Below are 13,445 nucleotides of genomic sequence, written 5' to 3' on the forward strand. Positions count from 1 at the left end.
CTCCCACAGGGAAATGCATTCCAATGTGGGAGCGAGCCTGCTCGCGAAGCTTTTGATCTTCTGTCAGGCAACCTGATTCAGGTCGTTATTGCGGGTTTCCTTCAAACACAACACCGCAATCAAACTCAGCACCGCCGCCCCCGACACATACCCGCCGACATAACCCAATCCCCCCATCGCCACCAGTTTCTGCGCAAAGAACGGCGCCGCCGAGGCCCCGACAATGCCGCCCAGGTTATACGCCGCCGAAGCGCCGGTATAACGCACGTGGGTCGGGAACAGTTCAGGCAACAGCGCGCCCATCGGTGCGAATGTCACCCCCATCAAAAACAGCTCGATGCACAGAAACAGCGCCACGCCCCAGGTCGAACCCTGAGTCAGCAACGGCTCCATCAGGAACCCGGAAAGAATCGCCAGCACGCCACCGATGATCAGCACCGGTTTGCGCCCGTAACGGTCGCTGGCCCAGGCTGACAAAGGTGTCGCGGCAGCCATGAACAGCACGGCAAAACACAGCAGCCCGAGGAAGGTTTCGCGGCTATAGCCAAGTGTGGAAACCCCGTAACTCAGGGAGAACACCGTCGAGATATAGAACAGCGCATAACAGACCACCATCGCCGCCGCGCCCAGCAATGTCGGCGCCCAGTGCTGACTGAACAGCTCGACCAGCGGTATTTTCACCCGCTCCTGGCGAGCGATGGCGTTGGCGAACACCGGGGTTTCATGGAGTTTCAGGCGTACATACAGGCCGACCATCACCAGCGCTGCGCTGAGCAGAAACGGAATCCGCCAGCCCCAACTGCGGAACTGCTCGTCAGTGAGAGTCATGGCCAGGGTCAGGAACAGCCCGTTTGCTGCGAGAAAACCAATCGAAGGCCCGAGCTGCGGGAACATGCCGAACCACGCACGTTTGCCCTTCGGCGCGTTTTCCGTGGCGAGCAGGGCGGCACCGCCCCATTCGCCACCCAATCCCAACCCTTGGCCGAAACGCAGCACGCACAGCAGAATCGGCGCCCATGCGCCGATGGTGGCGTAGCCCGGCAGTACGCCAATCAGCGTCGTACACACGCCCATCAACAGCAGCGAGGCCACCAGCGTCGACTTGCGCCCGATACGGTCACCGAAGTGGCCGAACAGCGCCGAACCCAGCGGTCGAGCGAGGAAGGCAATGCCGAAGGTCAGGAACGCCGACAGCATCTGCGCGGTGCCAGAGGTCTGTGGAAAGAACACCGGCCCGATCACCAAAGCGGCGGCGGTGGCGTAAACATAGAAGTCGTAGAACTCGATGGCCGTGCCGATAAAACTTGCCGTGGCCACGCGGGTGGCGGAGTTGGTCGGCTGGGCAGGCGCGGTGGCGCTGTAAGCGGTACTGGTCGTCATGCGGTGATCCCTGACAGTCATGAGCTCCATTGGAGCGAATTATTATGGTCGAGCACCCAGGGATGTGGGATGAGGCGCGGTCGCTGTTTCAGGTAGGAACAGTCGCCGGAGTACAACAGAAATGGCCGAAACCTGTTGGGTGCGGGGTAAGCACAAGGTTTGGCGGGGGCTTGGATAAGCGTTTCGATTATAGGAAGGAGGCTAACAATCAAACAAGAGCAAAAGATCGTCCGAACGCGGCCCGATCTTTTGATTTTTATCGGGCAGGCACCAAAGCAGGCACAGAAGAGGTATGCCAAATCAGCACTTTGCTAACCCGGTTCTCTTCAGTCTCAAGAATCTCCAGCCGATAACGCCCGATCTTCAAGCAAACGGCACTTTCCGGAATCGTCTCCAATGCTTCAGTCACCAGCCCATTCAGCGTTTTCGGCCCATCGCTCGGCAAATGCCAACCCAGGCACTTGTTCAACTCGCGGATCGACGCGGCACCGTCAATGACCATGCGGCCATCGCCCTGCGGATGAATATGCGGATTATCCAGACTGTGCTCACTTTCAAACTCGCCGACGATTTCTTCGAGAATGTCTTCCAGCGTGACGATGCCGAGCACTTCGCCGTACTCATCCACGACCATGCCGAGGCGCCGCTGCTGCTTGTGGAAGTTCAGCAGTTGCAGTTGCAGCGGCGTGCTTTCCGGCACGAAGTACGGTTCGTAACTGGCGGCCAGCAGTGCTTCGCGCGACAGATCGCCGTTGTTCAGCAGGTGCCGGATCTGCCGGGTGTTGAGCACCGCTTCAACCTGATTGATGTCGCTATGGAACACCGGCAGGCGTGTGCGCTTGTTATGCCGCAGTTGTTCGATGATTTCTTCGATCGAGTCATCGAGGTTGATGCCGTCGACGTCACTGCGCGGCACCAGAATGTCGTTGACCGTAATATTGTCCAGCGCATGAATGCCTGAGACCGGGTGCGCGCGCACTGGATGCTCTGGATCGTCGTAGCGATCGACGGGAGAGTCATCTTCGCTTTGCTGCACGACCTGAACCTTGCGCGCAAACGGACTCATCAGCAAACCGCTGATACGGCTGAACAGCCAGGCAAACGGATAAACAATCTTCAGCGGCACCGCCAGCAAGCTATTGCCGAACGCCAGCACCGCATCGGGGTAACGCTGAGCGACGGTACGTGGGAAGTAATCGGCGAACACCAGCAGGATTGCCCCGGCACCGAGGCACGCAGCCCATGGGCCGTTTTCTTCGCAGAGGAAAATCGCCAGCAGTGTCGCGATGACGACCGCGAGAGCGCGGCACAGGGTGTTGCAGAGAATAAGGCTGTCGAGCGGGAAGCTCAGCTTCGCCAGCGGCTTATCGTTGGCGCGCGAGGCGATGCGTTGCGCGAGCAGGTGCTGCTGCGCGATTTCGACGGCGGTAAACAGCCCCGACCATAAAATCAGCAGGACAAATACCGCGAGCATCGGCCCTAGGGGCAAACCGTCCATTTATGCCGCCCGTCAGATGTGCAGGATGTATTCACGAACCAGTTTGCTGCCGAAATACGCCAACATCAGCAGGCAGAAACCGGCGAGGGTCCAGCGAATCGCCTTGTGACCGCGCCAGCCGAGACGATTGCGGCCCCACAACAACACGCTGAAGACGATCCAGGCCAGGCAGGCCAGCAGGGTCTTGTGCACCAGATGCTGGGCGAACAGGTTCTCGACGAACAGCCAGCCGGAAATCAGCGACAGCGACAGCAGTGTCCAGCCGGCCCAGAGGAAACCGAACAGCAGGCTTTCCATGGTTTGCAGCGGCGGGAAATTCTTGATCAGCCCGGACGGGTGCTTGTGTTTGAGCTGGTGGTCTTGCACCAGCAGCAACAAGGCCCGGAACACGGCGATGGTGAACATGCCGTAGGCGAGGATCGACAACAGAATGTGCGCGAGGATGCCCGGCTCTTCGTCGATGATCTGCACGGTGCCGGTCGGCGCGAACTGCGCCAGCAGCACGGTGATCGCGCCCAGCGGAAATAGCAGCACCAGCAGGTTTTCCACCGGGATTCGCGAGCAGGCAATCAGTGTCAGCGCGATCACTGCCGCGGCAATCAGGCTCGAGGCGCTGAAGAAGTCCAGGCCCAGACCGATCGGGGTCAGTAGGTGCGTGAGCAGACTGGCAGCGTGGGCCACCACGGCGAGAGCGCCGAGGCTAACCAGCAGGCGTTTGTTCGCCTTGGCACCAGTGGCCAGGCGAGTGCTCTGATAAAGGGTCGCAGCGGCATATAGAAGGGCGGCGGCGAGAGTGGTCAATAAACTGGGTGACAAGGGGAGCATAAATCCTGTTAGGCAGGCCCGAAAGGGGCTGAGTTTGGCATAGAACCGCCATGGCACGAAAGACTCAGGAAGCTGACAGCGAGGTGTCCGCCAGCCGCAGTCTTCGCTATAATCCGCGACCTGCCCACGCCGCAGGCTCGCCGAGCACATGTTGATTCCGGTCTGGGCCGCCATTACCCCGGTCTACACAGGGCCTGAAAGGATCGCGCAATGTTTGAAAACTTAACCGACCGTCTCTCGCAGACGCTGCGCCATGTCACCGGCAAGGCGAAGCTGACCGAGGACAACATCAAAGACACCCTGCGTGAAGTGCGCATGGCGTTGCTCGAAGCCGACGTCGCCCTGCCGGTGGTCAAGGACTTCGTCAATTCGGTCAAGGAGCGCGCTGTCGGCACCGAGGTGTCGCGCAGCCTGACGCCGGGCCAGGCGTTCGTGAAGATCGTCCAGGCCGAACTCGAAAGCCTGATGGGCGCGGCCAACGAAGATCTGAACCTGAGCGCTGTGCCGCCCGCCGTGATTCTGATGGCCGGTTTGCAAGGTGCGGGTAAAACCACCACCGCTGGCAAACTGGCGCGCTTCCTTAAAGAGCGCAAGAAGAAGTCGGTCATGGTCGTGTCGGCGGACGTCTACCGTCCTGCGGCGATCAAGCAGCTGGAAACCCTGGCCAACGACATCGGCGTGACGTTCTTCCCGTCCGACCTGAGCCAGAAGCCGGTCGACATCGCCACCGCAGCTATTAAAGAAGCAAAACTGAAATTCATCGACGTGGTCATCGTCGATACCGCCGGTCGTCTGCACATCGACGAAGAGATGATGGGTGAGATCAAGGCGTTGCACGCCGCGATCAACCCGGTCGAAACCCTGTTCGTGGTTGACGCCATGACCGGTCAGGATGCGGCCAACACGGCCAAGGCCTTCGGTGATGCACTGCCGCTGACCGGTGTGATCCTGACCAAGGTCGACGGCGACGCCCGTGGCGGTGCCGCCCTCTCGGTACGCGCCATCACCGGCAAGCCGATCAAGTTCATCGGTATGGGCGAGAAGAGCGAAGCGCTCGATCCGTTCCATCCTGAGCGTATCGCCTCGCGGATTCTCGGCATGGGCGACGTGCTCAGCCTGATCGAACAGGCTGAAGCGACGCTCGACAAGGACAAGGCCGACAAACTGGCCAAGAAGCTGAAGAAGGGCAAGGGCTTCGACCTAGAAGACTTCCGCGATCAGCTGCAACAAATGAAGAACATGGGTGGCCTCGGCGGGCTCATGGACAAACTGCCGAGCATCGGCGGCGTCAACCTGTCGCAAATGGGCAATGCCCAGAACGCCGCAGAGAAGCAGTTCAAGCAGATGGAAGCCATCATCAACTCCATGACCCCGGCCGAGCGCCGCGACCCTGAGCTGATCAGCGGTTCGCGCAAGCGTCGGATCGCCATGGGTTCCGGCACCCAGGTGCAGGACATCGGTCGCTTGATCAAGCAACACAAGCAGATGCAGAAGATGATGAAGAAATTCTCCGCCAAGGGCGGTATGGCGAAAATGATGCGTGGCATGGGCGGAATGTTGCCCGGCGGCGGCATGCCAAAAATGTAAGGTGTCCCGTCTCATCCATTTCACTCGCCAAAAGTGAGTGAAATGGGTGAGACGGGATACTGGAATCTCGCCGGTCGTCGCACCGGCGCAGGCCCCGCAAGGATGCGGGATCGACAGCAAACCCGCACTCGGCGGGAGCTGACTGGCCGTTTTCATCGACGGCTCTATATGCAGATCTGCACGGCATGCCATAGGCGCCGGAAAAAGTCATTTGCAAAAGTCCGGATATTCCTTAGAATATGCGGCCTTTCGGGCACCCATGCCCGCTGTGCATTTAGATTTGCAGCACCGACTACAGGAACGATGTTCACATGCTAACAATCCGTCTTGCCCTTGGCGGCTCCAAAAAGCGCCCGTTTTACCACCTGACCGTAACCGACTCGCGTAACCCGCGTGACGGCTCCCACAAAGAACAGGTTGGTTTCTTCAACCCTGTTGCACGTGGTCAGGAAACCCGTCTGTCCGTGAACCAAGAGCGCGTAGCCTACTGGCTGAGCGTTGGTGCACAACCTTCTGAGCGCGTTGCTCAGTTGTTGAAGGAATCTGCCAAGGCTGCGGCCTGAGCAATATGAACGCGACGCCTGCTGTTGCCGATGATTTGATCGTTATTGGCAAAATTTATTCTGTTCATGGCGTTCGCGGCGAAGTGAAGGTTTATTCCTTTACTGATCCGACTGAAAACCTGTTGCAGTACAAAACCTGGACGCTCAAGCGCGAAGGCAATGTGAAACAGGTCGAGCTGGTCAGTGGACGCGGGAACGACAAGTTTCTGGTCGCAAAGCTCAAGGGTCTTGATGATCGTGAAGAAGCTCGTCTTCTGGCCGGTTATGAGATCTGCGTGCCGCGCAATCTGTTCGCTGAATTGACCGAAGGCGAGTACTACTGGTACCAGCTGGAAGGTCTGAAGGTCATCGACACCCTTGGGCAATTGCTCGGGAAAATCGATCATCTTCTGGAAACCGGCGCCAATGATGTAATGGTCGTCAAGCCTTGCGCTGGCAGCCTGGATGATCGCGAACGCCTGTTGCCCTATACGGAGCAATGCGTGTTGGCTGTCGACCTGGCCGCGGGCGAGATGAAGGTGGATTGGGACGCGGACTTCTAAACGTGGCTAATTTGCGCGTAGAAGTGATCAGTTTGTTTCCCGAGATGTTTTCCGCCATCGGCGACTACGGCATCACCAGTCGTGCGGTCAAACAGGGGCTCTTGCAGCTGACCTGTTGGAATCCGCGAGATTACACGACGGATCGGCATCACACTGTGGACGATCGCCCGTTTGGCGGTGGTCCGGGCATGGTGATGAAGATCAAGCCCCTGGAAGATGCTCTGGTTCAGGCCAAGGCAGCAGCCGGGGAGGCGGCGAAGGTGATTTACCTGTCCCCCCAAGGCCGTCAACTGACTCAGTCGGCGGTACGCGAGCTGGCACAATCGGATGCATTGATCCTGATTGCCGGCCGCTATGAAGGCATTGACGAGCGCTTTATTGAGGCTCATGTCGATGAAGAGTGGTCGATTGGCGACTATGTACTGTCTGGCGGCGAGCTGCCGGCCATGGTCCTGATCGATGCGGTTACACGACTGCTGCACTGGAGCTTTAGGGCATGCGGATTCCGCTGAGGAAGATTCCTTTACGGATGGTCTGCTGGATTGCCCGCACTACACCCGACCTGAGGTGTATGCGGATCAGCGTGTTCCCGACGTGTTGCTGAGTGGCAATCACGCGCATATCCGGCGTTGGCGTTTACAGCAGTCCCTTGGTAGGACCTTTGAACGACGCGCCGATCTTCTGGAAAGCCGCTCGCTTTCTGGAGAAGAGAAGAAGCTGCTCGAGGAATACATCCGCGAGCGGGACGATAGTTAACAACGTATCGATGGTAGATCGAACGATTTACCTTAGGAGCACAGCATGACCAACAAAATCATCCTTGCACTCGAAGCAGAGCAGATGACCAAAGAAATCCCTACCTTCGCCCCAGGCGACACTATTGTCGTTCAGGTGAAAGTGAAGGAAGGCGATCGTTCCCGTCTGCAAGCGTTCGAAGGCGTTGTAATCGCCAAGCGTAACCGCGGCGTGAACAGTGCGTTCACCGTTCGTAAAATCTCCAACGGTGTTGGCGTAGAACGTACTTTCCAGACCTACTCCCCGCAGATCGACAGCATGGCTGTTAAACGTCGCGGTGACGTACGTAAAGCCAAGCTGTACTACCTGCGCGACCTGTCGGGTAAAGCAGCTCGCATCAAGGAAAAACTGGCTTAAGCCCAGCTTCCGATGCAGAAAAAAGCAGCCTACGGGCTGCTTTTTTTGTTGCCTGCAATTTATTCACCGTACTTTCGTTTCAGGCCAGAACCATGACTCCCCGCGACCAGGAAATCCAGCGCCGTACCGAACTCTCGGTAACTCGCGTAACCAAAGCCGTCTTCCCGCCGACCACCAACCACCACAACACCCTGTTCGGCGGCACAGCGCTGGCATGGATGGACGAAGTGTCGTTCATCACCGCCACGCGTTTCTGCCGCTTGCCGCTGGTGACCGTGTCGACTGACCGTATCGACTTCAACCACGCGATCCCGGCCGGTTCCATCGTCGAGCTGGTCGGGAAGGTGATCAAGGTCGGCAATACCAGCCTCAAGGTCGAGGTGGAAGTGTTTGTCGAGAGCATGAGCTGTGATGGCCGCGAGAAGGCGATTCATGGGCAGTTCAGTTTTGTTGCTATTGATGATGACAAGCGGCCGGTGCCGGTGCTGCCCGGGTTTGCTGCCTGATCCAGATTAGAGTCGAGCCTTTCGCGAGCAAGCTCGCTCCCACAGGAAGTGTGTCGTTCACAGTTTTTATGTTCGACACGAACCCTGTGGGAGCGAGTTTGCTCGCGAAGGCGTCAGCTCAGGCGCCGCTGGCCTCAGGCTGAATCAACGCCAGCAGCGTCCACCCGGATCCTGGTTTCAAAGCAGTCTCCGGCGTCACCACATGCACCCACCCGCTGTCATCGCGCATAAACAGCAAGGTCGCACGATTACCATGCAGCGCGCGGTAATCCTCCCAGCCAAAACCATCCGTCAGCGTCGTGCTGTATAACTCCGCACCCTGGCCCATCTGGCTGGCGAGTTTCGCGTAAGTAAACGCCTCGCTGCCCAACTGATTGCCACGATGTTCAAGGCTGGCGCGGTGCTTGTCACTGCGGCGGCTTTCATGGCCGCTGGCCAGACCGAACAGGCGCTGATGGCCGAAATCATGCCGAAAGCGCATCGCCGCCAGGGTATTGAGTTCACCCGACGGCGACAGCGCCAGCAAATGCCCCAGTCCGACCAGATCCAGATGCGCATCGGCATGCTGCGAGGCCGGATTGCCGAAGTAAGTCGGTAATCCTTCCATGCGCGCCGCACGAATATTTTCCCAGCTCGAATCGGTCAGCAGCACGCGACTGCCCAGTTGCTGCAACGACTTGGCCAAATCGCGCGCGGGGCTGTTGGCGCCGACGATCAGAAATCCGCTCGGCGCCGGCTCCGCGACCTTGAGCAGTCGGGCCAGTGGCCGCGCAGTCGCACTTTGCAGGACCACAGTGCCGATGATCACCGCAAACGTCAGCGGCACCAGCAGCAATGCTCCCTCGTGCCCGGCCTCATGCAGGCGAATCGCGAAAATCGCCGACACCGCCGCTGCAACGATCCCGCGCGGCGCAATCCAGCACAGCAACGCGCGCTCACGCCAACTCAGGCTGGAACCGGCCGTGCTGAGCAGCACGTTCAGCGGTCGAGCGATCAGTTGAATCACCAACAGCAGAATCAGCACCAGCGGCCCCAGTCCGATCAGCGCGTACAAATCCAGGCGCGCCGCCAACAGGATGAACAGCCCGGAAATCAGCAGCACACTGAGGTTTTCCTTGAAGTGCAGGATGTGCCGTACATCCACACCTTTCATGTTCGCCAGCCACATGCCCATCAGCGTTACCGCCAGCAGGCCGGATTCATGCATCACTTCGTTGGCGGCAATGAAAATCCCCAGCACCGCCGCCAGCGAGGCGAGGTTATGCAGATACTCCGGCAGCCATTGCCGGCGGATCACGGTGCCGAGCAGCCAGCCACCGACAATGCCGAACACCGCGCCGCAGAGAATCACCCCGCCAAAGGTGAACAGACTCTGCTTGAGGCCGTGCCCTTCGGCGCTGGCAATGATGAAGCTGTAAACCACCACGGCGAGGAGGGCGCCGATCGGGTCGATAACGATGCCCTCCCAGCGCAAAATGTTGGCGATCGAGGCTTTCGGCCGCACCACGCGCAGCATCGGCACGATGACGGTCGGGCCGGTGACCAGTGTCAGGCTGCCGAACAGGATGGCCAGCATCCAGTCGAAGCCGAGCAGAAAATGCGTGGCGACCGCGATGACGATCCAGGTCGAGATCGCGCCAATGGTCACCAGACGATGAACGACGCTGCCGATCTCCTTCCACTCCGACAGGTGCAGGGTCAAGCTGCCCTCAAACAGAATCAGCGCGACCGCCAGCGACACCAGCGGCATCAGCAGCGGCCCGAACATCTCCTGTGGATCAAGCCAGCCCAGCACCGGGCCGACCAGAATCCCCGTCAGCAACAGAAACAGAATGGCCGGCAACTTCAGGCGCCAGGCCAGCCATTGGCAACCCAGCGCGGCCGCGCCGATCCCGCCAAATGCCAAGAGTATTTGCTGCTCGTTCATTGATGCTCCCTGTTCCTTGAATTAGCGGGCTATGAAAGACTAGCGCCCATTCCTACAGTTCACTCTACATTTGCGCACAGTCTTGAGGCTGTGTGACTTGAGCGCCCATGCCTGCCATCGACCATCCACTGATTGATCAATTCCTCGACGCTTTATGGCTGGAGAAAGGCCTGTCCGATAACACCCGTGGCGCTTATCGCAGTGATCTGGCGCTGTTCAATGGCTGGTTGCAGGAGAAAAACCTGGAACTGATCAATGCCGGCCGTGAGCTGATCCTTGATCACTTGGCCTGGCGTCTGGAGCAGAACTACAAACCGCGCTCCACTGCCAGATTTCTTTCCGGGGTGCGTGGCTTTTATCGCTATTTGCTGCGGGAAAAGATGATCAGCGTCGACCCGACATTGCGCGTCGACATGCCGCAACTCGGTAGGCCATTACCCAAATCGCTGTCGGAAGCCGACGTCGAGGCGTTGCTCAAAGCGCCGGACCTGAGCGAAGCCATCGGTCAGCGAGACCGCGCCATGCTTGAGGTGTTGTACGCCTGCGGTTTACGTGTGACAGAACTGGTCAGCCTGACGCTGGAACAGGTCAACCTGCGTCAAGGTGTGTTGCGGGTGATGGGCAAGGGCAGCAAGGAACGGCTGGTGCCCATGGGCGAAGAGGCGATCGTCTGGGTCGAGCGCTATATGCGTGATGGTCGTAGCGAATTGCTCGGTGGCCGCCCCAGCGATGTGCTGTTTCCCAGTCAGCGTGGCGAGCAGATGACCCGCCAGACCTTCTGGCACCGGATCAAGCACCAGGCCAAGGTTGCCGGGATCGGCAAGTCGCTGTCGCCGCACACCTTGCGCCATGCGTTTGCCACGCACTTGCTCAACCATGGCGCGGATTTGCGCGTGGTGCAGATGTTGCTCGGCCACAGCGACCTCTCTACTACACAGATCTACACCCACGTCGCCCGCGCTCGATTGCAGGATCTGCACGCCAAACACCACCCGCGCGGCTGAGCAACAATCCTTGTAGGAGTGAGCCTGCTCGCGATAGCGGTATTCCTGACAACACAGTGCTGAATGAAGGACCGCTATCGCGAGCAGGCTCACTCCTACAGGTTCTCCAGTGCTCTCAAAATCTATGGCGACAGGCGCATTCGGCCACCGTGACCTTATGTGTTAGGCTTTGCCGGTTTGCACGATGGACGGTTATGACCCGGTGTTCCGGCACGGGCGTTCTGATCGTTCCATTTGTCCGCCTTCAGGAGTTCTCATGCGTCTGACCCAGATTTTCGCCGCCGCAGCCATTGCGTTGGTCAGCACCTTTGCCGTCGCCGATGACGCGGCCGACAAAGCCATTCGTCAAAGCCTGGAAAAACTCGAACTCGAGGTTCCGGTAGAAAGCATCAGCGCGAGCCCGTTGCCGGGCATGTACGAAGTCAAGCTCAAGGGCAGCCGCGTGCTCTACGCCAGCGCCGATGGCCAGTACATCGTTCAGGGTTACCTGTTCCAGCTCAAGGATGGCAAACCGGTCAACCTGACCGAGAAGACCGAACGCCTGGGCATCTCCAAACTGATCAATGCCATCCCGGTGGCCGAAACCGTGGTCTACCCGGCCGTGGGCGAAACCAAGTCGCACATCACCGTGTTCACCGACACCACCTGCCCGTACTGCCACAAGCTGCACGCCGAAGTGCCGGAGCTGAACAAGCGCGGCATCGAAGTGCGTTACGTTGCGTTCCCGCGCCAGGGTCTGAACTCGCCGGGTGACGAGCAACTGCAAGCCGTGTGGTGCTCGAAAGACAAGAAAGCCGCCATGGACAAAATGGTCGATGGCAAGGAGATCAAGGCCGCCAAGTGCGATAACCCGGTTTCCAAGCAGTTCGCCCTAGGTCAGTCGATCGGCGTGAACGGCACACCGGCCATCGTTTTGGCTGACGGACAAGTGATTCCGGGCTACCAGCCTGCGCCACAAGTCGCCAAACTGGCGCTGGGCGCGAAGTGATTCGCATCGTCACGGTCAGCCGTGACGATCATGGTCCGGCAGCTGCATCGCCGGGCCATCAATAGAGAGCCGCGAGCACGCGGTTGTTTTCCGGCCGACCCCGCGTCGGCCGTTTTATGGGGAGTTCACAGTGAATCCGGTCAAAGTAGGCATCTGTGGGTTAGGGACCGTCGGTGGCGGTACCTTCAACGTACTTCAGCGCAACGCCGAGGAAATTGCTCGTCGTGCCGGGCGTGGAATCGAAGTGGCACAAATTGCCATGCGCACGCCAAAGCCTCAGTTCCAGACGACCGGTATTGCGATTACCAACGATGTCTTCGAAGTGGCCACGAACCCTGAGATCGACATCGTCATAGAGCTGATGGGCGGCTACACCGTTGCCCGCGAGCTGGTACTCAAGGCCATCGAGAATGGCAAGCATGTGGTCACCGCGAACAAGGCACTGATTGCCGTTCACGGTAATGAGATTTTCGCCAAGGCACGCGAGAAAGGCGTGATCGTGGCATTCGAAGCGGCCGTGGCCGGTGGCATTCCGGTGATCAAGGCGATCCGTGAAGGCTTGTCCGCCAACCGCATCAACTGGGTGGCCGGGATCATCAACGGCACCGGTAACTTCATCCTCACCGAAATGCGCGAGAAGGGCCGTACCTTCGAAGACGTGTTGGCCGAAGCCCAGGCACTGGGTTACGCCGAAGTCGATCCGACCTTCGACGTTGAAGGCATCGACGCCGCGCACAAACTGACGATTCTGGCCTCCATCGCGTTCGGCATTCCGCTGCAATTCGACAAGGCTTACACCGAAGGCATCACCAAACTGACCACCGCCGACGTCAACTACGCCGAAGCGCTGGGCTACCGCATCAAGCACCTCGGCGTGGCGCGCAGCACTGCCGCCGGCATCGAGTTGCGCGTGCACCCGACGCTGATCCCGGCCGATCGCCTGATCGCCAACGTCAACGGCGTGATGAACGCGGTGATGGTCAACGGTGATGCGGCTGGTTCGACGCTGTTCTACGGCGCTGGCGCCGGCATGGAGCCAACCGCCTCGTCGGTAATTGCCGACCTGATCGACGTGGTTCGCGCCATGACTTCCGACCCGGAAAACCGCGTACCGCACCTGGCATTCCAGCCGGATTCGCTGTCGGCCCATCCGATCCTGCCGATCGAAGCCTGCGAAAGCGCCTACTACCTGCGCATCCAGGCCAAGGACCATCCGGGTGTACTGGCTCAGGTGGCGAGCATCCTCTCGGAGCGCGGCATCAACATCGAGTCGATCATGCAGAAGGAAGTTGAAGAGCAAGACGGTCTGGTGCCGATGATCCTGCTGACCCACCGCGTGGTCGAGCAACGTATCAACGATGCGATCGCCGCCCTCGAAGCCCTGGCCGGCGTGAATGGTCCGGTTGTCCGGATCCGCGTCGAGCACCTGAACTAAGTCGTTGTCCTGCACCCGTCCCGTGCACGGGGCGGGTG

The 13,445-nt window shown here is 59.3% G+C and carries 12 protein-coding genes and 1 pseudogene; 9 read left to right on the plus strand and 4 right to left on the minus strand.

The annotated features are described in order from the left end of the window. Window positions 1-63 precede the first annotated feature (63 nt). The 3 genes from AB4O11_RS13710 to AB4O11_RS13720 form a co-directional block, all read right to left on the minus strand. Window positions 64-1,380 carry an MFS transporter gene (locus AB4O11_RS13710; protein WP_460089956.1) on the minus strand — a complete coding sequence of 439 codons (1,317 nt, stop codon included), beginning with the start codon at window positions 1,378-1,380 and terminating at the stop codon, window positions 64-66. A gap of 256 nt (window positions 1,381-1,636) precedes the next feature. After that, window positions 1,637-2,878 (minus strand): transporter associated domain-containing protein, encoded by a 1,242-nt coding sequence (locus tag AB4O11_RS13715; RefSeq protein ID WP_460130925.1) that lies wholly within the window; start codon window positions 2,876-2,878, stop codon window positions 1,637-1,639. A gap of 12 nt (window positions 2,879-2,890) precedes the next feature. Beyond that, on the minus strand, window positions 2,891-3,703 hold the full coding sequence (locus AB4O11_RS13720) for a cytochrome C assembly family protein (protein ID WP_460130927.1): 813 nt from the start codon (window positions 3,701-3,703) through the stop codon (window positions 2,891-2,893). 210 nt (window positions 3,704-3,913) lie between these two features. Here AB4O11_RS13720 and ffh point away from each other — a divergent pair, with 210 nt between their 5' ends. From ffh to AB4O11_RS13750, 6 genes and pseudogenes are all read left to right on the plus strand, one after another. Next, window positions 3,914-5,290, plus strand: a complete 1,377-nt coding sequence (gene ffh, locus AB4O11_RS13725) for a signal recognition particle protein (protein WP_007908988.1) — start codon at window positions 3,914-3,916, stop codon at window positions 5,288-5,290. Between the two features lie 311 nt (window positions 5,291-5,601). Continuing rightward, window positions 5,602-5,853: a 30S ribosomal protein S16 gene (gene rpsP, locus AB4O11_RS13730; RefSeq protein WP_016986371.1), complete on the plus strand. Its 252-nt coding sequence runs from the start codon at window positions 5,602-5,604 to the stop codon at window positions 5,851-5,853. A 5-nt stretch (window positions 5,854-5,858) separates the two neighbouring features. Then, a complete protein-coding gene (rimM, locus tag AB4O11_RS13735; protein WP_093436819.1) occupies window positions 5,859-6,395 on the plus strand; it encodes a ribosome maturation factor RimM in 537 nt (178 codons plus the stop codon). 44 nt (window positions 6,396-6,439) lie between these two features. Beyond that, window positions 6,440-7,151 (plus strand): annotated as a pseudogene (trmD, locus tag AB4O11_RS13740) (tRNA (guanosine(37)-N1)-methyltransferase TrmD). 45 nt (window positions 7,152-7,196) lie between these two features. Further along, window positions 7,197-7,547 carry a 50S ribosomal protein L19 gene (gene rplS, locus AB4O11_RS13745; protein ID WP_003175895.1) on the plus strand — a complete coding sequence of 117 codons (351 nt, stop codon included), beginning with the start codon at window positions 7,197-7,199 and terminating at the stop codon, window positions 7,545-7,547. A gap of 92 nt (window positions 7,548-7,639) precedes the next feature. Continuing rightward, window positions 7,640-8,053, plus strand: a complete 414-nt coding sequence (locus AB4O11_RS13750) for an acyl-CoA thioesterase (protein ID WP_093436815.1) — start codon at window positions 7,640-7,642, stop codon at window positions 8,051-8,053. Window positions 8,054-8,171: 118 nt separating this feature from the next. On the opposite strand, the gene AB4O11_RS13755 is transcribed toward AB4O11_RS13750, so the two are convergent. Next, window positions 8,172-9,980: a cation:proton antiporter gene (locus tag AB4O11_RS13755; protein WP_099758085.1), complete on the minus strand. Its 1,809-nt coding sequence runs from the start codon at window positions 9,978-9,980 to the stop codon at window positions 8,172-8,174. Between the two features lie 107 nt (window positions 9,981-10,087). Here AB4O11_RS13755 and xerD point away from each other — a divergent pair, with 107 nt between their 5' ends. From xerD to AB4O11_RS13770, 3 genes are all read left to right on the plus strand, one after another. Next, window positions 10,088-10,984 (plus strand): site-specific tyrosine recombinase XerD, encoded by an 897-nt coding sequence (xerD, locus tag AB4O11_RS13760; protein ID WP_093436805.1) that lies wholly within the window; start codon window positions 10,088-10,090, stop codon window positions 10,982-10,984. A gap of 256 nt (window positions 10,985-11,240) precedes the next feature. Next, window positions 11,241-11,972, plus strand: a complete 732-nt coding sequence (gene dsbC / locus AB4O11_RS13765; protein ID WP_007908974.1) for a bifunctional protein-disulfide isomerase/oxidoreductase DsbC — start codon at window positions 11,241-11,243, stop codon at window positions 11,970-11,972. 130 nt (window positions 11,973-12,102) lie between these two features. Continuing rightward, on the plus strand, window positions 12,103-13,407 hold the full coding sequence (locus AB4O11_RS13770; protein WP_093436800.1) for a homoserine dehydrogenase: 1,305 nt from the start codon (window positions 12,103-12,105) through the stop codon (window positions 13,405-13,407). Window positions 13,408-13,445 lie beyond the last annotated feature (38 nt).

This window comes from Pseudomonas sp. H1_D05 (genome assembly GCF_054682705.1).